At 37.3% G+C, this 26,249-nt stretch carries 21 protein-coding genes; 14 read left to right on the top strand and 7 right to left on the bottom strand.

What is annotated here, in order from left to right:
- Positions 1–6 precede the first annotated feature (6 nt).
- The 7 genes from D1092_RS02920 (at position 7) to lpxB (ending at position 8,250) form a co-directional block, all read left to right on the top strand.
- Complete coding sequence (locus tag D1092_RS02920) at positions 7–1,155, top strand: M50 family metallopeptidase (RefSeq protein WP_120122106.1); 1,149 nt, start codon at positions 7–9, stop codon at positions 1,153–1,155.
- Between the two features lie 204 nt (positions 1,156–1,359).
- A complete protein-coding gene (gene bamA / locus D1092_RS02925) occupies positions 1,360–3,756 on the top strand; it encodes an outer membrane protein assembly factor BamA (RefSeq protein ID WP_120122107.1) in 2,397 nt (798 codons plus the stop codon).
- 65 nt (positions 3,757–3,821) lie between these two features.
- Positions 3,822–4,868 carry a UDP-3-O-(3-hydroxymyristoyl)glucosamine N-acyltransferase gene (gene lpxD, locus D1092_RS02930; protein WP_120122108.1) on the top strand — a complete coding sequence of 349 codons (1,047 nt, stop codon included), beginning with the start codon at positions 3,822–3,824 and terminating at the stop codon, positions 4,866–4,868.
- A 1-nt stretch (position 4,869) separates the two neighbouring features.
- On the top strand, positions 4,870–5,337 hold the full coding sequence (fabZ, locus tag D1092_RS02935) for a 3-hydroxyacyl-ACP dehydratase FabZ (protein ID WP_120122109.1): 468 nt from the start codon (positions 4,870–4,872) through the stop codon (positions 5,335–5,337).
- Between the two features lie 24 nt (positions 5,338–5,361).
- Positions 5,362–6,186 (top strand): acyl-ACP--UDP-N-acetylglucosamine O-acyltransferase, encoded by an 825-nt coding sequence (lpxA, locus tag D1092_RS02940; RefSeq protein ID WP_120122110.1) that lies wholly within the window; start codon positions 5,362–5,364, stop codon positions 6,184–6,186.
- A gap of 2 nt (positions 6,187–6,188) precedes the next feature.
- Complete coding sequence (locus D1092_RS02945; protein ID WP_120122111.1) at positions 6,189–7,061, top strand: LpxI family protein; 873 nt, start codon at positions 6,189–6,191, stop codon at positions 7,059–7,061.
- Positions 7,054–8,250 carry a lipid-A-disaccharide synthase gene (lpxB, locus tag D1092_RS02950; RefSeq protein WP_120122112.1) on the top strand — a complete coding sequence of 399 codons (1,197 nt, stop codon included), beginning with the start codon at positions 7,054–7,056 and terminating at the stop codon, positions 8,248–8,250. Before D1092_RS02945 ends, lpxB begins: the two co-directional genes overlap by 8 nt.
- Before the next feature lie 20 nt (positions 8,251–8,270).
- On the opposite strand, the gene D1092_RS02955 is transcribed toward lpxB, so the two are convergent.
- The 7 genes from D1092_RS02955 to gltX (D1092_RS02985) all read right to left on the bottom strand — a co-directional run bounded on the left by D1092_RS02955 (position 8,271) and on the right by gltX (D1092_RS02985) (position 15,915).
- The gene (locus D1092_RS02955; protein WP_120122113.1) at positions 8,271–9,044 is read right to left on the bottom strand and encodes an amino acid ABC transporter ATP-binding protein; all 774 of its coding nucleotides are present in this window, start codon (positions 9,042–9,044) and stop codon (positions 8,271–8,273) included.
- An 80-nt stretch (positions 9,045–9,124) separates the two neighbouring features.
- Complete coding sequence (locus tag D1092_RS02960) at positions 9,125–9,832, bottom strand: ABC transporter permease (RefSeq protein WP_120122114.1); 708 nt, start codon at positions 9,830–9,832, stop codon at positions 9,125–9,127.
- Positions 9,829–10,551: an ABC transporter permease gene (locus D1092_RS02965; protein WP_120122115.1), complete on the bottom strand. Its 723-nt coding sequence runs from the start codon at positions 10,549–10,551 to the stop codon at positions 9,829–9,831. The genes D1092_RS02960 and D1092_RS02965 overlap by 4 nt, the downstream gene beginning before the upstream one ends.
- A gap of 77 nt (positions 10,552–10,628) precedes the next feature.
- Positions 10,629–11,381: a transporter substrate-binding domain-containing protein gene (locus D1092_RS02970; RefSeq protein ID WP_120122116.1), complete on the bottom strand. Its 753-nt coding sequence runs from the start codon at positions 11,379–11,381 to the stop codon at positions 10,629–10,631.
- Positions 11,382–11,865: 484 nt separating this feature from the next.
- Positions 11,866–12,618 (bottom strand): transporter substrate-binding domain-containing protein, encoded by a 753-nt coding sequence (locus D1092_RS02975; RefSeq protein WP_120122117.1) that lies wholly within the window; start codon positions 12,616–12,618, stop codon positions 11,866–11,868.
- 325 nt (positions 12,619–12,943) lie between these two features.
- Positions 12,944–14,239: a citrate synthase gene (gene gltA / locus D1092_RS02980; RefSeq protein WP_120122118.1), complete on the bottom strand. Its 1,296-nt coding sequence runs from the start codon at positions 14,237–14,239 to the stop codon at positions 12,944–12,946.
- Positions 14,240–14,484: 245 nt separating this feature from the next.
- Positions 14,485–15,915, bottom strand: a complete 1,431-nt coding sequence (gltX, locus tag D1092_RS02985) for a glutamate--tRNA ligase (protein WP_120122119.1) — start codon at positions 15,913–15,915, stop codon at positions 14,485–14,487.
- Positions 15,916–16,026: 111 nt separating this feature from the next.
- Here gltX (D1092_RS02985) and D1092_RS02990 point away from each other — a divergent pair, with 111 nt between their 5' ends.
- From D1092_RS02990 to gltX (D1092_RS03020), 7 genes are all read left to right on the top strand, one after another.
- A complete protein-coding gene (locus tag D1092_RS02990; protein ID WP_120122120.1) occupies positions 16,027–18,303 on the top strand; it encodes a ComEC/Rec2 family competence protein in 2,277 nt (758 codons plus the stop codon).
- A 332-nt stretch (positions 18,304–18,635) separates the two neighbouring features.
- Positions 18,636–19,340 (top strand): ribose-5-phosphate isomerase RpiA, encoded by a 705-nt coding sequence (gene rpiA / locus D1092_RS02995; RefSeq protein ID WP_120122121.1) that lies wholly within the window; start codon positions 18,636–18,638, stop codon positions 19,338–19,340.
- A 113-nt stretch (positions 19,341–19,453) separates the two neighbouring features.
- The gene (locus D1092_RS03000; protein ID WP_120122122.1) at positions 19,454–20,011 is read left to right on the top strand and encodes a DUF2059 domain-containing protein; all 558 of its coding nucleotides are present in this window, start codon (positions 19,454–19,456) and stop codon (positions 20,009–20,011) included.
- A gap of 201 nt (positions 20,012–20,212) precedes the next feature.
- Positions 20,213–21,604, top strand: coding sequence for a glutathione-disulfide reductase (gene gor / locus D1092_RS03005; protein ID WP_120122123.1), 1,392 nt, complete (start codon positions 20,213–20,215; stop codon positions 21,602–21,604).
- Between the two features lie 71 nt (positions 21,605–21,675).
- Positions 21,676–23,055: a class II 3-deoxy-7-phosphoheptulonate synthase gene (locus D1092_RS03010; protein WP_120122124.1), complete on the top strand. Its 1,380-nt coding sequence runs from the start codon at positions 21,676–21,678 to the stop codon at positions 23,053–23,055.
- 125 nt (positions 23,056–23,180) lie between these two features.
- Positions 23,181–24,842 (top strand): NAD+ synthase, encoded by a 1,662-nt coding sequence (locus D1092_RS03015; protein WP_120122125.1) that lies wholly within the window; start codon positions 23,181–23,183, stop codon positions 24,840–24,842.
- Positions 24,843–24,851: 9 nt separating this feature from the next.
- Positions 24,852–26,225 (top strand): glutamate--tRNA ligase, encoded by a 1,374-nt coding sequence (gene gltX / locus D1092_RS03020; protein WP_120122126.1) that lies wholly within the window; start codon positions 24,852–24,854, stop codon positions 26,223–26,225.
- The last annotated feature ends 24 nt before the right edge of the window (positions 26,226–26,249 follow it).

Below are 26,249 nucleotides of genomic sequence, written 5' to 3' on the forward strand. Positions count from 1 at the left end.
AGTATTTTGGAACTTTTAAATCATATGGTCACTATGGGTGATCTTCTTTTAAGAAGTTTAGGTATTCTTTTCATCATTATGCTCATCATTTTTGTGCATGAACTTGGGCATTATCTCATTGGTCGGTGGTGTGGTATTAAGGCATTAGTTTTTTCTCTTGGATTTGGACCACAAATAGCCAGTTATATAGATAAGCATGGTACGAAATGGCGTTTTGCACTTATCCCTCTAGGGGGGTATGTAAAGTTTGTTGGGGAGGAGGATAAAAACGAGACACTCTCATCACCATCATCTTCGATTGCTGAGGGTTCGTTTGCCAGTGCGCATGCTTGGAAAAAAGCAGCAACTGTTTTTGCTGGTCCCTTTTTCAATGCTCTTTTTACCATTGTTATTCTAACGTTTCTTTTCTTTATTTATGGCCGTGTTGCCATTGAACCCGTTGTTGGTTCTTTGGTAAAAGAGAGCCCTGCTATTCAGTCTGGTTTGGAATTAGGGGACCGTTTTGTTGAAATGGATGGTCGACGGGTTGAAAGTTTTGAAGATTTGATGAATTATGTGGCTTTTCATGGAAGAGAACCGATAGAGTTTAAAATAGAACGCATGGGGCGCGTGTTTACAACGGTTATTACCCCAAAAGTTATTGAGCAAGATGATGGGTTTGGGAATCGAACACAAAGTACTATGATCGGTGTAGGTGTTCCTGTTGATTTAAATCATCCTGCACGTTTAGATCCAACTTATATAAAACATATTCGCTATAGTTTTGTAACAGCTATAGGAGAAGCTTTCAACCGTACTGTGTTTATTACTACTCAAACTGTTCTTTTTATGAGTCGTTTAATCGGAGGCAAAGAAGATCGTTGTCGGCTCAGTGGGCCTTCTAAAACCGTAAAAATTGCTTGGAAAGTGAGTGAGACAGGTTTTATCTCTTTATTGAATTTGTCCGCCTTTCTTTCAATAAGCGTTGGGCTTATTAACCTTTTCCCGATTCTACCGCTTGATGGTGGGCATCTTTTATTTCATGTCGTTGAGGTCATTACTGGGAGAAAAATATCCACTAAAATTCAAGGATTTTTTTTTCGTTTAGGTTTTTCCCTTCTTCTCCTATTTATGATTTTTGTCTTCTTTAATGATTATTTTTGTTGGTTTAGCTAATTAAATTATGGAAAACGCTTTGTAAATTGGGTAATAATAGCAAAAATAAATTGAAGGTTGTTTACCATGTCTGCAAAATATTGTGGCGTTGTACATTATAATGAGTAATTAAGGGATAAAAAGTCTCGCTGTAAAAAGATTGTTATGGCAGTTAGCTTTTTAAGGCATCGTGTCCAAGGAACAAGAGTAAGGTGAAAAAAGCCAATGACTACAAATTCAAAGTTTTTAAATGCAGCATCTGTGTTAGTGTTAAAGATGGGGATGCTTGCCCCAGCAACGGTTTTTATGTCAATTGCTGCGGTTGGAGAAATACAAGCATCTGTAGTCCGTTCTATTGAGGTTCGTGGGAATAAGTTTGTAAGTTCTCAGGCGATTCGGGACAATATGGGTATTAAGGCTGGACAAGGAATTTCCAGTGGTGATGTTGATCATGCTGTGAAGAATCTTTTCGAATTAGGTTTATTTTATGATGTTAAAATAAATCAAGTAGGAGATAAATTGGTTGTATTCGTAAAAGAATATGAGGTTGTCAATAAAATATTATTTCAGGGAAATAAATCTTTTAAAGACCCAGATCTTAAACGGTTTATTTCTTTAAAGCCAAATGAACCTTTTAATTCTGCTAAGCTGTCTGCTGATATCAATACGATTCGTGAAGCTTATAAAACATTAGGTCGTAATAATATCACTGTTAACGTTCAAACGATTAACCTTGGAAAAGGGCGTGTTAATGTGGTGTTTAATGTTGTTGAAGGACAAAAAACAAAGATTAGAGATATCACTTTTAAGGGAAATACTGTCTTTGCAAGCCGCCGGCTGCGTGATGTGATTTCAACAAGATCTTCAGGAATTTTTTCGAAGTTGTTGGGAGGCGATGTTTACAGTGAAGAGCGCCTCGCTGCTGATGAAGAAGCTTTACGGCGCTTTTATTATAATCGTGGTTATGCAGATTTTCGTGTTGTCTCTTCTAAGGCGACTTTTGATGCTGCAAGCAATGCGTATAAAATTTCTTTCGTTCTTGATGAAGGGCCGCGCTATAAAATTAGTGATATTCAGGTTGAAAGTGATGTTGATGGAATTGACATTCAATCTGTGAAAAGCAAACTTAAAACTCAGCCAGGTAATATTTATAGTGCAGAAGATATTGAACAGTCTGTTGCTATTATTAATAATAAGGTTGCTGATTCAGGGTATGCTTTTGCTAAAGTTGAACCACGGGGAAACCGTAATTTAGCAAATCATACGATTTCAATTTTATATAATATTGAACAAGGTACACGTGCATATATTCAACGTATTGATATACGTGGTAATGAGAAAACACGTGATTACGTCATTCGTCGTGAGATCGATTTAAATGAAGGGGATGCTTACAACCAAACTTTATTACAGAGGGCAAAACGTCGTCTAGAAAGTTTAGGTTTTTTCAAGGCCGTTAATATTTCAATGGTTCCCACTGAACAATCTGACCAGGTTGTTTTGGTGATAGATGTCGTCGAAGCTTCAACAGGAGATCTCTCTCTTTCTGGAGGCTATACAACGGGGGGAACAAGCCCTGGTATGTCACTTGAAGTCTCTGTTACTGAACGTAATCTTGGAGGACGTGGTCAGTATGTTCGTTTAGGGTTAGGAGCGGGGCAAGAAAAATCTCGTAATTATAATTTATCATTTGTTGATCCTTATTTCTTAGGGTACCGCTTATCGGCTGGCATTGATGTTTTTCGCAGCACTTATCGTGCTGATAAATCCTATGATGTACGGCAAACAGGGGGATCACTACGGTTTTCTTTGCCTGTTAATGATCAATTATCTGCGAATGTTGCTTATTCTTATGTGCAAGAAGAATATGATTTTGGCGGAGAGTATGATTTCAACAAAGAGAGTGATATAATAGAGTTATATGGAAAATATTCTGGTGCGATTGTTCAAGCAGCTAAGCAAAGTCCTTGGAAACGTTCATCGATTAGTTATGGTTTAACCTATAATACGATTGATGATATGAGGAACCCTCATGATGGATGGTATGTGCATCTTCTTCAGGAGTATGCAGGACTTGGCGGGAGTGCAAAGTTCTTGAAGACCACGGGTAAGGCGATGATGTACAAGACTCTTTCTGATCAGAGGGATATTGTTGGCTTGCTTTCCTTTGGCGGTGGTTATATCCACGAAATAGGCAAAGAGGGTGTTCGTATTTTCGATATGTTTAAAGCAAATACTGATATGATCCGAGGGTTCAAATACAATGGAATAGGTCCTCGTCAGGTTTCTAGTAAGGGTGAGATTTATTTCTTAGGGGGAACGACATATATGAATGCGACTGCTGAAGTACAGTTTCCTATTCCTGTTGTGCCTGAAGGATTTGGATTGCGCGGTGCTTTATTTGCGGATGTTGCTACGCTCTATGGCAATAATTATAAAGCTGTTTTCAAGGGGGAGCCGCCTGTTACCCATACCAAAAGTGCTTGGCGCTCATCTGCAGGTGTGAGTTTGATGTGGGATTCTCCGTTTGGTCCTTTGCGTTTTGATTATGCTTGGCCAATAACAAAGCAGGAGGGTGATCGTTTGCAGCAATTGAATTTTGGTATTTCTACGAAGTTCTGATTTAAGTGGTTTTAAGAAGGAAAAACTTGAAGAGAATAACTTAAGCTGGGAGAGAAAGTTTTTTGATGGCGGATACATTTTTTTTTACGCCGTCCCGGCAATTGACAGTTGCAAATGTTGCTGAGTTGACGGGTGCAAAGCTTCTTAATCCAGAGTTTTCTCATAAAGTTATTAATACTCTTTCTTCGCTTGAGAGTGCTGGGGAAGGCTCTCTTATTTTTGTGGAGCATCGGAAATTTTCTGATGCTCTACGAGATAGTTCTGCTGTTGCTGTTTTTTGTACGAATGATATTGTTTTTAAAGTTCCTGACACAATGGCAATTTTGGTGACATCTACACCGCAGCGTGATTTTGCTCAGGTTGGTCGTATTTTGTTTCCTGATTCTGTCAAGCCAATGCCTTGGTTAGGACAAAAAGGGATTTCACCACATGCGCATATTCATCCAACGGCTAAGTTTGCCGATGATGTGTGTATTGAAGCGGGAGCTGTTATCGGCAGAAATGTTGAGGTCGGTGCAGGAACTCTCATTTCATCCACAGCTGTTATTGGTGAAAATTGCCGTATTGGATGTGATTGCTATATTGCTCCTAAAGTAACTGTTCAATGTTCCTTAATAGGGGATAGGGTTCAGCTTTATCCTGGGGTTTCTATTGGGCAAGATGGTTTTGGTTATGTTGGGGGAAAATCTGGAATCGAGAAAATTCCACAACTTGGTCGCGTTATTATTGAGGATGGTGTGGAAATTGGTGCAAATACTACGGTTGATCGAGGAACATTTCAAGATACTGTTATTGGAGAAGGAAGCAAGATTGATAATCTTGTACAAATTGCCCACAATGTAAAAATTGGTCGTTATTGCCTTATTGCCGCTCAATGTGGAATTGCGGGGAGTACATCGATAGGGGATATGTCTCAGCTTGGCGGAGGGGTTGGAGTAGCGGATCATATCACAATAGGTAAATGTGTTCAGATTGCTGCTCGTAGTGGCGTTATGAATGATATTCCGGATGGTGAAAAATGGGGAGGGAGCCCAGCACGACCATTTAAACAATGGTTTCGTGAAGTAGCGACGTTGCGCAGTATGGGAAAAGTTAAAAAGGAGAAAAGCTGAGATGATCAGCACTGAAAGAACTAGAAATTTAGAGGCTGTTGATATTGAAAAACTGCTATCAATATTGCCGCATCGTTATCCATTTTTATTGATCGATCGTATCGTTGATATTGATGGTGAACAAGAAGCAGTTGGTATTAAAAATATAACGATTAACGAACCGCATTTTACGGGACATTTTCCTGCAAAACCTGTTATGCCTGGAGTTTTGATTTTAGAAGCTATGGCACAAACGGCTGGAGCAATAGCACTTTTAAATTTAGGCAATCAGCAAACAAATTTAGTTTACCTTATGACGGTTGATAATGCGAAATTTCGTAAACCTGTTATGCCTGGTGATCAGCTTAAAATTCATGTTCAGCTTTTGAAAAAGAGATCTGGTATGAGGCGTTTTTCATGTGTTGCAAAAGTAGAAGATGTCCGCGTCGCTGAAGCAGAAATTGCTGCGATGATTGTTGAAGAAAAATAAACGATATTTGATGGGAAATTAATAATGTCCGGTACGAAAATCCATCCAACTGCTCTTGTGGAGAAGGGAGCACAGCTTGGTGAGAATGTACGCGTTGGACCATTTTGCCATATTAGTTCAGAGGCTGTTATTGGTGATGAGTGTAGTTTGACAAGTCATGTTGTAATAATGGGAAAGACAACGTTAGGAGCCAAGAGTAAAGTATTTTCTCATGCAGTTTTGGGAGAAGAGCCGCAAAATAATAAACATAAAGGGGGAGCTACGACCCTTTCTATCGGTAAGAATTGTACAATTCGTGAAGGTGTCACAATGCATAGAGGCTCCGATTCGAGCGTGGGAATGACAGTTGTTGGTGATAATTGTCAATTTTTTTGTTATGCACATATCGCTCATGATTGTCGTGTGGGTAATCATGTAACATTTGCTAATAATGCAATGATTGCTGGTCATGTTACTGTTGGTGATTATGTGATTATCGGTGGTGGTGCTGCTGTTCACCAATTTGTTCGTGTTGGGCATCATGCATTTATTGGCGGTGTATCTGCACTAGTGGGTGATCTGATTCCTTATGGAACAGCTGTTGGTGTGCAGGCAAAACTTGCCGGGCTCAATATTATTGGTATGAAGCGTGCAGGGCTTGAGCGTCAAGATATTCACGCACTCCGTCATGCGGTTGCAATGCTTTTTGATCATAGCAAGCCCTTTAAAGAGCGTGTTAATGATGTTGCTTCTTTCTATTCTTCTTCTCAGTCGGTTGCTGACGTTGTTAATTTTATTAAGGAAGAAGGAAAGCGTTTTTATTGTACACCAAAATTTGAAGGTGATAGAATAAAAGAACATAAGGATTAAAAATGCCTATTTGGAGTGCCAGAAATTTTCTTTCCGGCCGTACTGCTATTATAGCAGGAAGTGGTGTTCTACCGATAACAGTTGCGCAGGCTCTTGAGAAGAATGGAGAGAATCCCTTTCTTGTGCTTTTGCATGGTGAGGCAGATTCTGTTCTTTATCGCTATGAGCACTGCGAGCTATCAATTGTAGAGTTAGCGCGACTCGTTAAAATCTTAAAAGAAGCTGGAGTTTATAATGTTGTTTTAGCAGGTGGTGTGAAAAAGCGACCACTTCTTACACAATTGCGATTGGACTGGACAACATTTTTAGCTCTTCCTAAGTTAATTGGGGCTTTGAGGAGGGGGGATGATGCGTTATTAAAAGCTTTTATACGAGTTATTGAAGCGCATGGTTTTTGTGTTATCGGTGCCCACGAGATAGTTCCAGATATTTTAGCACCCATAGAATTTAATTTAACAGTACGGCGTGCTACACAGAAAGAAAAGAAAGATATTTTTTTAGCAGCAAAAGCAGCAAAGCTTTTAGGTCAATTGGATATTGGACAAGCCGTTGTCGTTATTCAAGGAAGGGTGGTTGCTCTGGAAGGCGCTGAGGGAACCGATAATATGTTATGGCGTGTTTGTGAAATGCGAGAAAGAGGGCAAATTCCTCCTCAAGGTGGTGTTCTTGTAAAATGTGCAAAGCCACAACAGGATAATCGCGTTGATTTGCCATCAATTGGGCCTGCGACAATAATGAATATTGCAAAGAGTGGTTTATCTGGTATTGCGGTGGAGGCAAATAGAAGTCTCATATTATCGATGAAAACAACAATAGAAAAAGCCAACAAACATTCTTTATTTATAGAAACCTTTGAAAAGTTTGATCATGAATGATTGTTTCTTAAAAGTTGCTATTGTTGCAGGTGAGGAATCTGGCGATTTTCTCGGAGCAGATTTAATTTCTTGTTTATCACAACAAATAGGATGCAATATTCATTTGATAGGTGTTGGGGGAAGGCATTTAAAGGCATTAGGTTTAAAAAGCTTTTTTGATTCTCAGGATATTGCTTTAATAGGTTTAAAGGAGGTATTGAAAAAATTACCGCTGCTGCTGCTCCATATTCGTAATTTATCCAAATTTATTGTACAAGAACAACCTGATTGCTTAATTATCATTGATAATCCTGATTTTACGCATCGTGTTGCAAAAAAGGTACGTGCTTTAGCGCCTTCTATTCCAATTATTAAATATATTGCACCAACCGTTTGGGCATGGAGGCCAGAGCGTGCAAAAGCTATGCGGGGATTTGTTGATCATGTTTTAGCGGTTTTTCCTTTTGAAGAAAAGGTTATGCAGGATTTGGGAGGTCCTGCTACCACCTATGTTGGACATCGTCTTTTGACATATCCTCCTCTTTTGAGAGTTCAGTCAGAAAAAAAACGCCAAGTAGAACAAAGGAATTTGTGTGGTCAACAAACATCATCGCCTACATTGGTTATTTTGCCTGGATCACGCAATTTAGAGATTCGTTCTTTAATGCCTATTTTTCAAGAAACAGTGGAGATTCTCGTACAACGTATCCCTCATTTACAGATTATTTTACCAACTTTACCCCACTTAGTGGATAGAATCCGTAATTTTGTGCAGGACTGGAAAAGAAAAGTAGAAATTGTTGTTGGTGAAGATGAAAAATGGCATGCTTTTGCACAAGCAGATGTTGCTCTTGCAGCCCATGGAACAGTTTCTCTTGAATTAGCTTTAGCAAAAATTCCTACGGTCCTTTGCTATAAACTTGATTATTTTTCTAAATTATTTATTTTTCCTAAAATGATGTTATGGAGTGCTGCTCTTCCAAATATTATTGCTGATAAGCCTATTATTCCAGAATATTTGAATGAATTGATACGTCCTGGCATGTTAGCAAGACAGGTAGAACAACTTTTATCTAATCCTTTATTGCGCCAGGCTCAACTCGATGCTTTTGAAGTGGTAGAACAGAAAATGAACACTGAAATCCCATCAGGAATTGTAGGCGCGCAAAAAATTATCACTCTTTTAAAGAGTAAAGGTAAAATTGTATAAATAAAGTAATATCTTGATGATTAATGTTTAATTTTAGCAAGAAAATCACAAGCACGTTGGCTTTTAGGGTTGGTAAAGAATTTATCAGAGGCTGTATCTTCAACAATTTTTCCATTTTCTAGAAAGAGTATTCTTTCTGAGACTTTTTTTGCGAAGCTCATTTCATGGGTAACACAAAGCATTGTAATTCCAGTATCGGCCAATTGAGCGATCACTTCCAAAACTTCTCCCACACTTTCTGGATCAAGAGCAGAAGTAGGTTCATCAAAAAGCATGACTTCAGGTTCCATACAAAGCGCACGAGCAATTGCAACACGCTGTTGTTGTCCACCAGAAAGTTGTAAAGGATATTTTTCACAGTGTTTTTCAATACCGACATGCGTTAAGTAACGAATTGCTCGTTCTTTTGCTTGTTGTTTAGAAAGTCCTTGAACTGTCATAGGGGCTAAAATACAATTTTGTATAACGCTCATGTGGGGAAATAAATTAAAGTTCTGAAAAACCATTCCTATTTTTCGCAGAACATTTTTTTGCTGTTGTATAGGAGCAGTATTGATATCAACGTTATGAATACAGATTGAACCTTTTTGTGCTTGTTCTAATTGATTAATACAACGAATTAATGTTGATTTTCCTGATCCGGATGGCCCGCAGATAACAATATGTTCACCAGCTTGAACATCAAAGTTGATATCCTGTAAGACATGAAAGTTTCCATACCATTTATTGAGATTTCGAATAGAGATCACAGGATTCTGATTGGGGGAGATTGATTGATTATTTTTTAAATTCATTTTGTTTTATTCTTTCATTGATGAATAAATTGATTAATTCAACATTTTAGTTTGGTAAAGTTTTTTATGATCATTTTATTTTACCGTAAATATCGCGTGAGATGATGTTCAATAAAAACAATAAAACGATGAATGAGTTCAACAATAAAAAGATAGATAAGTGTGGCCCAAACGTAAACTTGAAAATCAAATGTACGTGAATAAGTGAGTTTAGCAATCCCCATTAAATCATAAACAGTAACCAGTGAGGCAATGGCACTCGATTTAATCATTAAAATCAACTCATTTCCTAAGGGACGTAATGCTACAATCATTGCTTGTGGAAGAATAACTCTAAAAAATGTGACAGAATTGCTCAGACCTAAAGCTTTTGATGCTTCACGTTGTCCAGTGGTTACAGATAGAAAACTTCCTTTAAAGATCTCAGATTGATAGGCAGAAGAATTGAGTGTAAAAATAAAAAGACAACAATACCACGCGTTTTGAAAAAACCACCATAGACCGACTTGTTGCCAAAAAGTGTTCATTGAACCAAGCCCATAATAAAAAAGGAAGAGTTGGGCTAACAAAGGAGAGCCGCGGAAAAAATAGACATAAGCATTTGCAAAATATTGTAAAAACCTATTCTTTGATAAACGTGCAAAAGCGATAAGCATACCAAGAAAAAAACCAAGAGAACAAGAGATAAAAACAAGCTCGACAGTAACAATCAAGCCATCAATAAACTTGGGCCCATAACGGCTTAAAAGATCAGGATTAAAAAGGAAATAAAGCCACTCTGGAATCATTGACTTGGTACCTTTTTATAGCCTATTTGAGTGTATGTTTCCAAATGGCGTAAGATTGCGCCGAAAAAGGCTGAAAATAATAAATAGAGTAAGCATGCTACAAGATAAAATAGCATGGGTTTATTGGTCGCAGCGACAGCTAAATTCGTTTGTCGCATGAGATCAACAAGCGCGATGGTTGAAACGAGGGATGTATCTTTCAATAAAGTAAGCCAATTATTAGAAAGTCCTGGCAAGGCATTTCGTATGAGCTGAGGGAAGACAATACGAAAGAATGTGGTTGAGCGTGAAAGCCCTAAAGCTTTAGAAGCTTCATATTGCCCTTTATCAAAAATGTTGAATGCTCCAAGCCAAACTTCACAAGAAAAAGCGGCAAGAACCATACTCAGTGCAAGAACACCAGCAACAAAAGCATTGATACTGAACATGACTTCAAGATTAAAATAGTCAAAGATATTTTGAATAAGGCTTTGTAATCCGTAGTACACTAAAAACAAGGTTAAAAGCTCTGGTAGCCCACGAAATACCGTTGAAAAGAGACGTGCTATAGCTTTAGCCATCTTAATATTGGACCGAATCATCACTGCATTTAGAAGTCCTAGAGGAAGTCCTAGAAAGCCGCAACATAACGCCAATGACAATGTCATTCCTGCGCTAGAAAGTATAACCGTTCCCCATCCACCACTGCTAAATGATAGCAATGCTAAATTTTCAATCATTTTCGCGTTCCTCATGAAAGAGTTAGATAACTTTTTAGAAGTAAACAGTAGATTTTATTTAAATATCATAGTGATATTTAATAAACATCATTTGTAAAATATTTTCTCATAATTTTCTCATAAGTTCCATCCAAACGGATTTCTTTTATTGCTTTATTGAACTTATTTTTAAGATCATTATCGTTTTGACGCAGTGCAATTGCAACAGGAAATTTAGTTTCTTCCAGAGTTCCTAGGAGGAGACAGCAATCTTTTCCTTCATTTTTAAGCCAATTTAATGCTTGTAATTTATCAACAATAATCAGATCAAGTCGATGATTTAAAAGGTCACGATTCACTTCTATTGTAGAAGGGTAAAGTTTGATTTTTACCTCTTCAGAGGCATAATGATCTTCCGCATAAATAGCTTGTGTTGTATTCGATTGCACACCAAGATTTCTGCCTCTAAAGCTTTGTGTAGAAATGTCTTTAATTCCTGAAGCTTTGGTAACAATGATAGCCAGTTCTGTATTGTAGTAAGGATCTGTGAAGTCAATTTTTTGTAAACGCTCTTGTGTATGAGAAAGAGAAGCAACAATAGCATCATATTTTTTTGCAATAAGTCCAGGGATCATTCCCTCAAAATCTTGCGTGACAATGGTACATTTAACATTCATTTTTTTACAAAGGGCATAAGATATATCAATATCAAACCCTTTAAGCTCATTATTTGAGTCAATATAACTAAAGGGAGGATAAGTGCCTTCACTGGCGATTTTTAATGTTTTCGCCTCAGCCAATGGGGTAAATAGCGCAGCGCTTATTATAAGAGCTCCTGCTAATAGTTTCATGATATTCTCCTATTGGATAAGCGAAAAAATATGAATTTGTCACGTTTTTATAATCTGTAAGCTTTTCTAGAGCAACGCAAAAATTTATCGGTATTTATTTTAGATTATGATACTAGACATTATTACCCAAAAATTATCTTTTTTATTGATTGAAAGAAGAATAAATATCTTATTGCTTGTATGATAGCTTAACTTTCCTGAAATGATCAATTTAAATCATCTCAGGAGCAAAGATTAGAGATTGTTCTTTTAAAATAAGACTATTCAATTTTAACATAAAAAAATTAGATTCTAATAAGATAAAAATAAAATCTTATTGTTATCATTGAATTCCATAAACATTCAACGATCAAGAAACAATTAGAAATTATTATCTTTGATAAATCAAAACCTTTCAAAACACTGAATTTTTAATTATACTTGCATGTTTAACAAAGAGCTAAAAACTTTCCTTAAAGAGATTAATTTTAATCCATCGTGATATTTAATTGAGATCGAATGTAAAATATCTTTTCATAATTTTTTCATAGGTTCCATCAGCACGAATTTCTTGTATTGCTTTATTAAAGCTATTTTTAAGATCATTATTATTTTGACGGATTGCAATTGCGATAGGAAATTTTGTTTCTTCTAAAGTTCCTAGAAGCTTACAGCAATCCTTTCCTTCATTTTCAAGCCAATTTAAGGCCTTTACTTTATCAAAAATGATGATATCAAGCCGATGGCTTAAAAGATCACGATTCACTTCTATTGTAGAAGGGTAAAGTTTGATATTCACGCCTTCAGAAGCATAGTGGTCTTCTACATAAGCAGATTGTGTTGTATTCGATTGTACACCAAGATTTTTACCTCTAAAGGCTTGTGCCGAGATTTCTTTAATTTCTGAATCCTTGGTAACAATAACTGCCAGTACCGTGTTGTAGTAAGGATCTGTAAAATCAACTTTTTGCAAGCGTTCTTTTGTAGGAGAAAGGGAAGAAATAATCGCATCGTATTTTTTTGCCAGAAGACCAGGAATCATCCCCTCGAACTCTTGCGTGACAATGGTACATTCAATATTCATTTTTTCACAAAGAGCATAAGATATATCAATATCAAACCCTTTAAGCTCATTATTTGAGTCAATATAACTAAAAGGGGGATAAGAAGCATCACTTGCAATTTTTAAAGTTTGAGAATTAGCTGGTAGGGTAAAGAGTGTTGCGCTTATTATAAGAGCTCTTATTAATAACTTCATAATGTTCTCCTATTCAATAAGCTGAAAAATATGAAACCATGCCCCCCCTTATAATCTGTAAGCTCTTTAGGAGCAATGTAAAAATTTATCTGTCCTCATTTTGTTACTATTATTATACTGGATCACAGTCAAAAAAATGATTTATTCGTATCAACAAGTATGGGAGGAAAAATACAGGAAAGAAGGAAAGCTATTGTTAATGATGGGATGCATTATAATAGTTTCATTTAAAATCAATTAATCATCGTTGTAAAAAACTTTAAAGGATGTTTTTACTCATTTATAATAAAGCTTCAGTTTACTGAAGCTTTATTGATTTCTTTCTTTAATTAACACGTTTATCTATAGGAACATAATCACGCATAGCATAACCTGTATAAAGTTGTCGAGGACGACCAATTTTTTGTGCAGGATCTTCAATCATTTCTTTCCACTGTGCGACCCACCCGACACTGCGTGCTAATGCAAAAAGAACAGTAAACATTTCGGTTGGAAAACCTAAAGCTTTTAATGTAATACCGGAATAAAAATCAACATTAGGATAAAGCTTTTTCTCAATAAAATATTCATCATTTAAGGCAATTTTTTCCAGTTCTATTGCAATATCAAGAAGCGGATCATCTTGAATATTGAGCTCTTTTAAAACTTCATGACAGGTTTTTTGCATGATTTTTGCACGTGGGTCATAATTTTTATAGACGCGGTGACCAAAGCCCATAAGGCGAAAAGGATCATTTTTATCTTTTGCACGTGCAATAAATTCAGGAATTCTTTTAATAGAACCTATTTCCTGTAGCATTTTTAGGCATGCTTCATTGGCACCACCATGTGCTGGTCCCCAAAGGCATGCAACACCTGCTGCAATACAGGCAAACGGATTTGCACCTGATGACCCAGCAAGACGTACCGTAGATGTAGAAGCATTTTGTTCATGATCGGCATGAAGGATAAAGATTTGATCCATCGCCCGAGCAAGTACAGGGTTTGTTTTATATTCTTCACAAGGAACAGCAAAGCACATACGGAGGAAATTTTCAGCATAATTAAGATCATTGCGTGGATAAACAAATGCTTGTCCAATACTATATTTATAAGCCATAGCAGCAAGTGTTGGAACTTTTGAGATAAGACGAACAGAAGCAATCATTCTCTGGTGAGGATCTGTAATATCAATAGAGTCATGATAGAAAGCCGACATAGCGCCAAGGCAGGCAACCATGACAGCCATGGGATGAGAGTCACGACGAAAGCCGTGGAAAAAGCGTGAAAATTGTTCGTGGACCATTGTATGCTGCATGATACATCGATCAAAGTCGTTTTTTTCTTGCTGTGTTGGGAGTTCCCCATAAAGGAGAAGATAACAACTTTCGAGAAAGTCTCCTTTTTCAGCTAATTGATCTATAGGATATCCACGATAAAGCAATATCCCTTTATCGCCATCAATATAAGTAATTTTTGATTCACAAGAAGCTGTTGAAGTAAAACCAGGATCATAGGTAAAAATATTGGTTTTTTTGTAGAGAGAAGCGATTTCGATGACCTCGGGTCCACTCGTGCCTTTACGCAGGGGAAGCTCTACTTTTTTATCGTTCACAATAATATGTGCGTTATTCTCAGACATTCGGTATTCCTTTCAGATCCTTCTCTTCTAAAAATTAAGACTCTGCTTCATGAGAGTGTGAGATATATAATAACTGAAGCTTTTCTTACTTGTATTGAGGGTAGATTGCCTCTAAAATATTTTCTTATTGATCATTATTACTCAATAAAAACTGTATTTCAATGATATAAGATAAAAAAACTCTTTTTAGATTACATTGAAGTATCTACATAGATACTCATTTGAGGGGATATACCTAGTATACATCATGAACCTATTGTTGTGGTAAGTTGGTCATTAATGCGATGAAGAGATTCATCGCGTCCCAGTAAAATAAGAACATCCAAAACACCTGGCGATGTGGTACAGCCTGTAAGAGCTGCACGAAGAGGTTGGGCGATAGATCCAAATTTGAGATTCTGTGTTTGGATATAAGAGCGAAGAATTTCATCGAGGGCTTTTGTATCCCAAGAAGGGCAAGCTTTTAGGGCAAGATAAAGATCATTTAAAATGGTTCGTCCATTTTTATCTAAAAGTATTTGTGCTTTTTCGTTAAGCTGTAATGGTCTCTGCGTAAAAATAAAGGAGGCATTGTCAATCAGTTCACGCAGTGTTTTTGAACGCTCTTTCAAATGTGGGATTGCTTTGAAAAATTGAACACGACGTTGTTCATCAAGTCTTTCAATGATTTGTGTTCCCCCATCGGTTTCTGGTAGAATATCAAGAGCGGCATCAAAAAGTTCTTGATCATTGCTCATGCGCATATAGTGTCCGTTGATGGAATCGAGCTTTCTGAGATCAAAACGAGCAGCACCTTTGTTAATATCTTCAATATCAAACCAAGAAATCATATCTTTAAGTGACATGAGTTCGTCATCGCCATGGCTCCATCCTAAACGGACAAGATAATTGCGTAAAGCAGCAGGAAGATATCCCATTGTTTTATAAGCATCAACGCCCAGCGCACCATGCCGCTTTGATAATTTTGCACCATTTTCACCATGAATAAGAGGAATATGAGCCATAACAGGAATATCCCATCCCATAGCTTTAAAGATGATCGTTTGTCGGGCTGCATTGGTTAGATGATCATCACCCCGTATGATATGTGTAACACCCATATCGTGATCATCAACGACAACAGCATGCATATAGGTAGGCGAACCATCAGAGCGCAAGATAATAAAGTCATCTAAATCTTTATTAGGAAAATGAACATCACCTTGAACACGGTCGTGGACAACTGTTTCTCCCTCCTCAGGGGCTTTGATGCGAATAACAGGTTTGACACCTTGAGGCGCTTCAGAAGCATCCCGGTTACGCCAACGTCCGTCATAACGAGGGGGGCGTCCTTCTGCACGGGCTTTTTCTCGCATTTCAGCTAACTCTTCAGGTGAGGCATAACAATAATACGCTTTGCCATTTTTGACCAATTGTTCAGCGACTTGGCGGTGACGTTCTGCACGTTCGAATTGAGAAATAGGGGGACCATCATAACTAAGTCCCATCCAGTGCAAGCCATCTATAATGGCTTTTACAGCAGCTTCTGTTGAGCGTTCTCGATCTGTATCTTCAATGCGTAGAAGCATTTTTCCACCGGTATGTTTTGCATAAAGCCAATTAAAAAGAGCAGTACGAGCACCACCAATATGAAGGAATCCTGTGGGAGAGGGGGCAAAACGAGTAATAACAGACACGAATATTTTCCTTTAAATTGAGATATTACTTATGGAACTTTATAGAAAGGTTATGTTAGCATAGGTGACGGGGTGTGCAATAGCCGCATTGCGAGTTAAAGTGGGGAGCGGATGTTTAATCAAAGTAAAATTAAAGAGGGTTTATCCGCAAAATCTGTTATAGAAAGAAAAAACGCATATCAAATAGGGCAGGGTGTTTTTTCTAGCTGTAATGATGCAAAGAATGGCAGTTATAAGCAACAAAAACCTCTTTTATTGACGCTCTTAAAGAAAGCAATCATTGTTATTAGAAAATGGTTAGCGGATTGTATCGAAAAAGAAGTTTCTTTTGGTATTCTTTTTTCACTGATTTTAGTCTTTTTTTCTTTAGGAATCATTTTTTATTTTCATTTAGAACTGGAGCCAAGTTGGAGACAATTGGGGGTATTGATTAGCATCTTTGGGGGAATATTCTATATTGCACACTTTTACCGAAAAATATGGATTCCTACGGGACTTTTGTTTTGTTTTGCATTGGGGGTTTTGGCGGCAAAAATAGAAACGTGGCGTATTGCAACACCTATGTTAAGCAGTGACGTTGTCACCACATTGACGGGAAGAATTATTTCCGTTGAGTCAGTTCCCAAAAGGGGATTTCGCTTAGTTTTGGATGTTTTGAGTACAGAAAAGCCCATATTACACCATAGTCTTCATCGTGTTCGTGTATCAGCAAGATATTTGCCATCTGGATTAGCAATTGGTGATGGCCTGTATGGGAGAGTTAAGATTCGTGCATTCTCTGGGGCTGTGCGTCCAGGAGGCTACGATTTTAGTTTTCATAATTACTTTAAAGGGATTGGGGCGCAAGGCATTTATTTAGGAAAACCAATAAAAATATCCGTTTCGCCGCCTGATGGAATATTCGCTATCATTCTACAGAAAATTGAAAATTTACGCATGAAGATGACACAAAGAATCCGTCTAGCCCTTGAAGGAGAAAAGGGAAGTGTTGCGGTAGCTCTCATAACAGGACAGCGTGCTGGTATTTCAAATGAGACAAACGAGGCACTGCGTACGGCTGGATTAGCGCACATTTTATCTATATCAGGTTTACATATGGCTTTGTTGAGCGGCCTAGTTCTTTTGAGCATCCGTAGTTTTTTATCATTTTTTCCAGTTTTTTCTTCCTATTATTCCAATAAAAAATTTGCTGCTATCGTTGCATTTATGATAACGGCTTTTTATTTATTCTTGTCGGGTTTAGCAATATCAGCACAAAGAAGTTTTGTGATGATTGCTGTTATGTTGGTTGCTATATTATGTAATCGCTCTGCTATAACAATGCGTAATTTTTCTATTGCAGGGTTGATAACTCTCGCGATTAGACCCCATGAAATATTAGGCCCTAGCTTTCAAATGTCTTTTTCTGCGACGGCTGCTTTGATTGCTTTTTTTGATTGGTGGAGCAGAAGGTCACTTTTTCGTACAAGAAAAACAATCTCCTCTTATGTTGGAGAAAGAGTGATAAATTTCGCTTTTTTATCAATATTTTCAACATGTGCGTCTTCGTTTGTAGCAGGGAGTGCAAGTGGAATTTATGCTGCTTATCATTTTTCTAATATGGCATCTTTAAGCATTATCAGTAATGCTTTTGCTTTACCTATCATCTCAATTTTGGTCATCCCTTTTGGATTAATCGCAGTTCTTGCAATGTTAGGAGGATTCGAATGGCTTCCTCTTCAAATTATGGGGTTTGGTGTTGATCTTGTGATAAAGATTGCACACGCTATCAAAACTATTTCTCCTGATTTGAATCCTGGTTTTATGCCGTTGTCTTCATTAGTTTTATTGAGTATAGGCTTGGTTGGATTAACTTTTTGCAAAACACCTATCAGGCTCTTTTTTAGTCTTTTTATCTTGGCTGGTATTTCTATTTGTATAATGCATTCACCTGTGCAATTGATTATAGCAGATAATATGCGTCTCGTGGGTGTTATCCATGATAAAAAATTATATATTGATCGTTATCATCATTCTAAGTTCACGACCACTATCTGGAAAAAGTCATTTCGTTTGAATGAAACGATTAAACCAACAAAGTATGGTCCTTCATTTCACGGACAATTTATTTGTGATCATTATGTATGTACATCCTTATTAGAGAATGGATTAAAAGTTATCGTTTTACGTGAAAGAATAGATCACTGTATAGAGGCAGATATTCTTATTCAGACATTCATAATGCATAATCCAACATGTCATAAGAAGGCAAAAATAATATTTACTCCCCAGCAATTGTTATTAAGAGGAAGCGTTATGATGACTAAAGGTGGAGATATTATTTGGTCTTCTCTAGGGGTTTATAGACCGTGGAATATGCACAGAAAGTATTCACAAAAAAATATATAATTTGCGCATTTTTTCATATCTGGACAATTAACAAAACAAAAAACAATAGAAGATATTTCTGATACATTTTTGCGTTTTTTAATTGATCAGCTTATCAATTTTATTGTGAATAAGGAAAAGCCCCTAAATTTTCTCGAAGAAATAAAAAAGATAATTGTTGATTATCTTATTTTATTCTTATCATATATTTCTATAATGAGTAACATCACTTCAAGAAAAAGATGTTGGTTAAATTTAGATAGATTGAGTAAAGAGGCTTCCTTTTATTATCATTGTTATTGGTAGTAATAGTGGTGATAAATGTTGTTTGCGGATAAAAGGTAAAGTCATTCATGGATGTTCAGCAGTTAAAAAAAAGGGCAGCTATTAAAGCGCTTGAATTTATTGAAGATGGTATGCGGCTTGGTATCGGATCTGGTTCAACTGTTAATGAATTTATTCGTCTTCTTGGTGAGCGTGTTGCGGATGGTTTATGTGTGACCGGTGTTGCGACCTCACGATATTCTGAACAACTCTGTCATAAGTTTGGAGTGCCTGTTCGCACTTTAGAACAAATACCTGAACTGGATCTTGATATTGATGGAGCAGATGAAATTGGCCCAGAGATGATGCTCATTAAAGGGGGAGGGGGAGCGTTGTTGTATGAAAAAATTGTCGCATCGGCATCTCGTACAATGCTTGTCATTGCTGATGAAACAAAGGTGGTCAAAAGCCTTGGTGCTTTTGCACTACCGATTGAAGTAAATCCATTTGGTATCCATACAACACGCAAAGCCATCGAAAAAGTCGCTGATGATTTAGGACTTTCTGGAGAAATTGCATTGCGAATGAATGGAAAGAATCCTTTTAAAACAGATGGTGGTCATTTTATTCTTGATGCGTTTTGGGGATGCATTTTGCAACCCCAATTATTATCGGATGCTCTTCTTTCCATTCCTGGTGTTGTTGAGCATGGTCTTTTTTTGGGGTTGGCTTCACGTGCAATTGTCGCTATGGCTGATGGTCGAATAAAAATTTTAGAACCATTTGATTTTTAGAAAAGACATTTACATGGTGATATGTTAGCACAATAAAAAATATGTTAGCACAATAAAAAAATTGGGTATAATAATAAATTTAAATTATAATTAGCGATTAGGGTAATCATTCAATGAGAATAATATTTTCTTTTCAGCGTTTTTTCGTATATTTTGGTGCAATTGCTGTTTTTTTTGTGAATATAGGAATGGTTTGTGCACAGGGTGTGAGTGATCAACATTTAGATTCAGCTCGAAAGGCGATTAGGGCCATCCATGCAACGGATCAATTTGATAGTTTTTTACCAAATGCAGTCCATGATTTCAAAAATGAACTGATCAGTGATGATCCGAATTTGGCAACAGCTATTTCTGATATCGTTGATAAGCAGGCGCTTGCTTTAATTAAAAGGCGCTCTGATCTAGAAAAAGAGATTGCTCATGTGTATGCAAAATATTTTACGCAAAAAGAGCTTGATGCAATCACAGCATTTTATAATTCTGATACCGGTAAAAAGTTTTTGACAGAAGTTCCTAATATTGCACGTGATTCCTATTCTGCATTTGATGTATGGCGTTCTGCTCTTATGCAGGATCTTGTAGAAAATGTGAAAAAAGAAATGTCTGAAACACTTAACTTAAATAATTCTACAATGCCTATAAAGTCAGAAGCTCCAGAAAATAAAAAATAACTTGATTGATATCATGACAGCAATCAGAGATTTCTTATTTTAAAAAGCGGCGATTCTTTTCGCCGTTTTAATGTTTTATTAAGAGTCTATTCTTTTAGACTATTACTTTATAGAAAAATATTTTTTTAAAAGAAAAAATACTTTCATTTAATAATAAATGACCTTAGCCTATCGTTGTAAATATATGAGAAGGAATAGTTTGTGGGCTCTTTTGATTTTGATTTATTTGTTATTGGTAGTGGTTCTGGTGGGGTGCGTGCAGCAAGGCTTGCTGGAGGTCTTGGTAAGCGTGTCGCTATAGCAGAAGAATATCGTGTAGGGGGAACTTGTGTTATTCGTGGTTGTGTTCCCAAAAAGCTTTATGTTTATGCTTCACAATATGCAAAAGAATTTAAGAAAAGTACTGGTTTTGGATGGAAATATGCGGATCCAGTTTTTAGCTGGGAAAAGTTGGTTGCGGCTAAAAATAAAGAAATATCAAGATTAGAAGGGCTATATCGTCAGGGGTTAGAAAATAATAATGTGCATATTTACGAAAGTCGTGCTACTTTTATTGATGATCACACATTAGAACTTTCTACTACGGGTGAGCGGGTAACTGCTGAAAAAATTTTGATTGCAACGGGGGCAAAAGTTGCACCAAATATGACGATAGAAGGCGCCGATTTTTGCCTGACTTCTAATGAGATTTTTGATCTTGATGAACTCCCAAAATCAATAGTCATTGTTGGTGGAGGATATATTGCTGTTGAATTTGCTAATATTCTTCATGGGTTAGGTGTAAAGACGACACTCCTTCATCGTGGTGATTTAATTCTTCGTAATTTTGATCACGATTTGCGGCAATTGCTCAGTGATGCAATGATTGAAAAAGGGATTTCTATTCTCTATAAAGTGACAGTTTCTAAAGTGCAGGCGGCAGAAAATAGTTATAATGTCCTTTTATCAAATGGGCAAACGATCAATACGGATCAAGTTATGTTAGCCACGGGGCGTATGCCCAATACAGTGGGTTTAGGACTTGAAAGGGCTGGTATAGAAGTTAATGCGTCTGGCGGTGTTATTGTTGATGAGAAAATGACGACAAATATCCCCCATATTTGGGCTGTAGGGGATGTAACGGGTCATATTCAATTAACACCTGTTGCGATACATGATGCAATGTGTTTTGTTAAGACAGCATTTGAAAATATTCCCACAAAACCTAATTATGATTTAATTGCAACAGCCGTTTTTTCACAGCCTGAGATTGGAACGGTAGGTCTTTTAGAAGAAGAGGCGATACAGCGTTATAAGCGTCTTGAAATTTATCGTACAGTTTTTCGTCCTATGCGTAATGTTCTTTCCGGTAGTTCAGAGAAGATGTTTATGAAGCTCATTGTTGATGGTGAAAGTCGTATTGTTGTAGGCGCTCACATTTTAGGAGAAAATGCTGGTGAGATGGCACAACTTATAGGAATATCTCTCAAGGGAAAGCTGACGAAGGATATTTTTGATGAAACGATGGCGGTGCATCCAACGATGGCAGAAGAGTTGGTAACCATGTATAAACCAAGTTATATATATGAAAATGGGAAGAAAATAGAAAGTTAAACAACCTCCATAGTGTGGTGAAAAGTTTTTAATATGCTAAGCTGGAAGCGTAATTTTTTAGAGAGAGTGTAATGATACAAGAGTGGGCGCCTGACTCTTGGAGGAAAAGGCCAATTAAACAAGTTCCGACTTATCCGGATAAGTCTATGTTAGAAGATGTCGAACGAAGGCTGAGAAGATATCCTCCTTTGGTTTTTGCCGGTGAAGCACGTGATTTAAAAAATGAACTAGCTGCTGTTGCGAAAGGCAGGGCTTTTTTATTGCAAGGTGGTGATTGTGCTGAAAGCTTTGCAGAACATGAAGCTGATAATATCCGTGATTTTTTTCGTGTATTTTTGCAAATGGCGATTGTTTTAACCTTTGGGAATTCTAAACCCGTTGTTAAAATTGGTCGTATTGCTGGTCAGTTTGCAAAACCCCGCTCTTCTGATATTGAAAGAAGAGAAGGCATTGAATTTCCTGTTTATCGGGGGGATATTATCAATGGCATTGAGTTTGACGCTAATTCTCGTATTCCAGATCCGCAACGGATGTCTATGGCTTATCGCCAATCTGCGGCAACACTTAACCTGTTGCGTGCTTTTTCACAAGGGGGCTATGCTAATTTAGAAAATGTTCACACATGGATGTTGAGTTTCGTTTCTAACAGTCCGCAGGGGGAACGTTATGAATTATTGGCAGAGCGTATTTCTGAAGCAATTGATTTTATGCGTTCCATAGGGATTACATCCAAAACGCATTCTTCATTGCGTGAAACATCTTTTTATACCAGTCATGAAGCGCTTTTGCTTGGTTATGAAGAGGCTTTGACTCGGATTGATTCAACTTCAGGAAATTGGTACGCAACATCTGGCCACATGTTATGGATTGGTGACCGTACACGTCAAATTGATCATGCTCACGTTGAATATTGTCGCGGTATTAAAAATCCTATAGGATTAAAGTGTGGTCCTTCCATGGAATCTGATGAGCTTTTAAAATTAATTGATATTTTAAATCCTGAAAATGAACCGGGGCGGCTTACTCTTATTACGCGCTTTGGTTATGATAAGGTTGAGAGTTATCTGCCTAAACTCATCCGTGCCGTTGAGCGTGAGAAGCGTGAGGTGATATGGTCATGCGATCCAATGCATGGTAATACAATTACGGCCAATGGTTATAAGACACGTCCCTTTGATTATGTTTTAAAAGAAGTAGAGATTTTTTTTGCAGTACATCGTGCAGAGGGAACCTATCCAGGTGGCATTCATATTGAGATGACAGGTCGTGATGTAACGGAATGTACGGGTGGGGCGCATGCTATTTCTGTAGATGATTTATCTGATCGTTATCATACGCAATGTGATCCACGATTAAATGCAGATCAAGCATTAGAATTAGCTTTTCTTGTTGCTGAACTCCTTAAAAAAAATCGTGCAATTGACCCGTTAGCACTTGCTGCTGGTAGGTAGGTAAAAATTTGTCTGACATTTTTTATTTTAGATCGTTATGAACGAAAAGAATTTAAAAAAATAATATTTCTGATGGTGAAGAATAAAGTTGTGGTTGCCAAACTGATAAAGCGATATAAAGACTTATGAAAGATGACTTTCGGGTAGCAGTTGCCCAATTAAATCCTACTGTAGGTGATATTGAAGGAAATTTTTCTTTAGCCGTCATGGCACATCAAAAGGCTAAAGAAGAAGGGGCTGATCTTGTTCTATTCACAGAGCTTTTTATAAGTGCTTATCCGCCGGAAGATCTTGTTTTAAAGCCTGCTTTTACAAAAACATGTGAAGAGGCTGTTGAAAAATTAGCAAAAATAACTGTAGGCGGACCAGGAATTATTATTGGTCTTCCATTAAGACGTAATAGCAATATTTACAACGGTGTTATGCTTCTTGATGAAGGGCGAGTTATTGCTGAAAGCTTTAAGTTTGATTTACCTAATTATGCTGAGTTTGATGAAAAGCGTCTATTTTCTCCCGGACCACGTCCTGAGCCTATTGTTTATCATGGGATAAAATTAGGAATAGTGATTTGTGAAGATATTTGGAATGATTTCTCTCTTAGTACAGAGCTTAAAGATAAAGGTGCTGAAATTATTCTGGTTCTTAATGGATCTCCCTACTATCGTAATAAAACCTTGAAACGTATAGACGTTGTTCATACGCAAGCACTTCAATCTGGAGTGCCAATTATCTATGCTAATCAGGTTGGTGGTCAAGATGAGCTGGTTTTTGATGGGGGATCTTTTGCTTTGAATGGACAAGGTAAAAAAGTGTTTCAAATGAAACACTTTGACAGCCATCTTGCTTTGAGCCATTGGCAACGAAAAACGAGCGGGTGGCACTGTGTTTCAGGGCCTAATGAAAATCTTCTCAATGGATTAGCCGCTGATTATCAAGCTTGTGTTTTGGGCTTGAAAGATTACGTCAATAAAAACGGTTTTAAGGATGTTATTCTTGGTCTTTCAGGAGGAATTGATTCAGCTCTTTGTACAGCAATGGCAGTGGACGCTCTTGGTGCTGAGAAGGTTCGCACCCTTATGATGCCCTATCATTATACTTCGCAAGAATCATTAAACGATGCCAAAGAATGTGCTAATCTTTTGGGATGTCACTATGAAATCATACCAATTGAGCAAGCTGTTGAGGCTTTTTTGAATATAGTATCGCCTCTTTTTTTAGGCTTCCCCTCTGATGTTACAGAAGAAAATCTTCAAAGTCGTATACGCGGTACACTTTTAATGGCTTTTTCAAATAAATTGGGCTCAATGGTGGTGACAACAGGCAATAAGTCAGAAATGGCTGTGGGATATGCAACACTCTATGGTGATATGAATGGCGGATTTAATCCTCTCAAAGATATTTATAAAATGCAGGTTTATGCATTATCTGAGTGGCGCAATAAAAATCACTTGCATCATTTTAAGGGACCAGAAGGAATTGTCATTCCACCCAATATTATAGAAAAAGCGCCTTCTGCAGAATTGCGGGAAAATCAAAAAGATGAAGATTCTCTTCCTCCTTATCCTATTCTAGATGATATTTTGCAATCTCTTGTAGAAAATGACATGAGTATTTGTGATGTTATTCAACGTGGGCATGTACGAGAAACTGTTGAGAAAATTGAACAGCTTCTTTATGGTGCTGAATATAAAAGGCGACAATCTGCACCCGGTGTAAAAATCAGTTACAAGAATTTTGGACGCGATCGTCGTTATCCTATTGTCAATCATTTTCGTGATAAAAATTGAGTATCTTTTATGGTTAAAGTTCGTTTTGCTCCCTCTCCAACAGGTTATATTCATATTGGTAATATTCGTAGTGCGCTTTTCAATTGGCTTTATGCACGGGCGCATAAAGGAAAGTTTATTTTGCGCTATGATGATACAGATATTGAACGTTCTAAACAGGAATATATCGATGCTATTACTGTTGACCTTGAATGGCTTGGAATTCAACCAGATGCAATTTATTATCAATCTAAGCGGTTTAATCGATATGATGAAGTGGCAGAAACTCTCAAAAAACGTGGTTTGCTTTATCCCTGTTATGAAACAGCGGAAGAATTAGAGCGACGTCGTAAAATCCAGCTTTCTCGTAAGTTGCCTCCTATTTATGATCGTTCTGCATTGAAGTTGACAGCAGAAGAGAAAAAAAATTTTGAATTGCAAGGCCGTAAACCTCATTGGCGTTTTCTTCTTCCTAATTTTGAAAATAATCCTTTGCAAACAAAGCGAACAGAAGTTTGCTGGAATGATGCTGTAAAGGGAAAACAGACGATAGATTTGGCTTCTCTTTCAGATCCTGTTCTTATTCGTGAAGATGGAACCTATCTTTATACATTACCGTCTGTTGTGGATGACGTCGATATGGCCATTACACATATTATTCGTGGCGATGATCATGTTACAAATACAGGCGCTCAGATTGCTCTTTTTAAAGCTCTGGGGGCAGAATTACCGGTTTTTGGTCATTTCAATTTATTGGCGACAGTCTTAGGAAAAGGATTTTCAAAACGTAACAATGATCTTTCTATTCGTTCTCTACGAGAAGAAGGATTTGAATCGATAGCTGTTCAGTGTTTTGCTGTTTTGATTGGGACATCGCAAAATGTGCATCCCTATCCTCATCAAGAAGCGCTTTTAGAACATTTTAATTTACAAAATACATCAAAATCAGTTGCAAAATTTGATATTGCTGACCTTTATACTCTGAATAGTCATCTTGTTCATGAACTAAATTATGAGGACGTTAAAACACGTCTCCAAAGTTTTTCTATTGAAGGAGAAAAAGCGGAATATTTCTGGAATACGATAAGAAGCAATATTGATAAAGTCAATGATGCTGTCTTGTGGTGGAAAATTATTCATGATGAAAAGAGTTTTGATACCGTGGCACCGGAGGACCGCGCTTTCGTGCAGCAGTCACTCAATTTTTTACCTGAAGGTGTATTGAAGGATGAAAGTTGGCAAGTTTGGACGAGAGCATTAAAAGAACAAACGGAGCGGAAAGGAAAGTCTTTATTCATGCCATTACGTCAAGCACTTACGGGCATGGATCATGGACCTGAAATGGGAAAGCTTTTGCAGCTTTTAGGCCGCGAAAAGGTAATAGAAAGACTCTCTAAAAAATAAGAGAAATTTTTTTAAAAGTATTTT

The organism is Bartonella krasnovii (assembly GCF_003606345.3).
Classification (GTDB): domain Bacteria; phylum Pseudomonadota; class Alphaproteobacteria; order Rhizobiales; family Rhizobiaceae; genus Bartonella; species Bartonella krasnovii.

What these genes read in the sequence shown, in the direction of transcription:
- D1092_RS03010 (WP_120122124.1), top strand. Translation starts at nt 21,676, where the DNA reads ATGATACAAGAGTGGGCGCCTGACTCTTGGAGGAAAAGGCCAATTAAA.
- D1092_RS02965 (WP_120122115.1), bottom strand. Translation starts at nt 10,551, where the DNA reads ATGATTGAAAATTTAGCATTGCTATCATTTAGCAGTGGTGGATGGGGA.
- gltA (WP_120122118.1), bottom strand. Translation starts at nt 14,239, where the DNA reads ATGTCTGAGAATAACGCACATATTATTGTGAACGATAAAAAAGTAGAG.
- fabZ (WP_120122109.1), top strand. Translation starts at nt 4,870, where the DNA reads ATGATCAGCACTGAAAGAACTAGAAATTTAGAGGCTGTTGATATTGAA.
- bamA (WP_120122107.1), top strand. Translation starts at nt 1,360, where the DNA reads ATGACTACAAATTCAAAGTTTTTAAATGCAGCATCTGTGTTAGTGTTA.
- D1092_RS02975 (WP_120122117.1), bottom strand. Translation starts at nt 12,618, where the DNA reads ATGAAGTTATTAATAAGAGCTCTTATAATAAGCGCAACACTCTTTACC.
- lpxD (WP_120122108.1), top strand. Translation starts at nt 3,822, where the DNA reads ATGGCGGATACATTTTTTTTTACGCCGTCCCGGCAATTGACAGTTGCA.
- D1092_RS02960 (WP_120122114.1), bottom strand. Translation starts at nt 9,832, where the DNA reads ATGATTCCAGAGTGGCTTTATTTCCTTTTTAATCCTGATCTTTTAAGC.
- D1092_RS02945 (WP_120122111.1), top strand. Translation starts at nt 6,189, where the DNA reads ATGCCTATTTGGAGTGCCAGAAATTTTCTTTCCGGCCGTACTGCTATT.
- gltX (WP_120122126.1), top strand. Translation starts at nt 24,852, where the DNA reads ATGGTTAAAGTTCGTTTTGCTCCCTCTCCAACAGGTTATATTCATATT.
- D1092_RS03000 (WP_120122122.1), top strand. Translation starts at nt 19,454, where the DNA reads ATGAGAATAATATTTTCTTTTCAGCGTTTTTTCGTATATTTTGGTGCA.
- rpiA (WP_120122121.1), top strand. Translation starts at nt 18,636, where the DNA reads ATGGATGTTCAGCAGTTAAAAAAAAGGGCAGCTATTAAAGCGCTTGAA.
- D1092_RS02970 (WP_120122116.1), bottom strand. Translation starts at nt 11,381, where the DNA reads ATGAAACTATTAGCAGGAGCTCTTATAATAAGCGCTGCGCTATTTACC.
- D1092_RS02990 (WP_120122120.1), top strand. Translation starts at nt 16,027, where the DNA reads ATGTTTAATCAAAGTAAAATTAAAGAGGGTTTATCCGCAAAATCTGTT.
- D1092_RS02955 (WP_120122113.1), bottom strand. Translation starts at nt 9,044, where the DNA reads ATGAATTTAAAAAATAATCAATCAATCTCCCCCAATCAGAATCCTGTG.
- lpxB (WP_120122112.1), top strand. Translation starts at nt 7,054, where the DNA reads ATGAATGATTGTTTCTTAAAAGTTGCTATTGTTGCAGGTGAGGAATCT.
- lpxA (WP_120122110.1), top strand. Translation starts at nt 5,362, where the DNA reads ATGTCCGGTACGAAAATCCATCCAACTGCTCTTGTGGAGAAGGGAGCA.
- D1092_RS03015 (WP_120122125.1), top strand. Translation starts at nt 23,181, where the DNA reads ATGAAAGATGACTTTCGGGTAGCAGTTGCCCAATTAAATCCTACTGTA.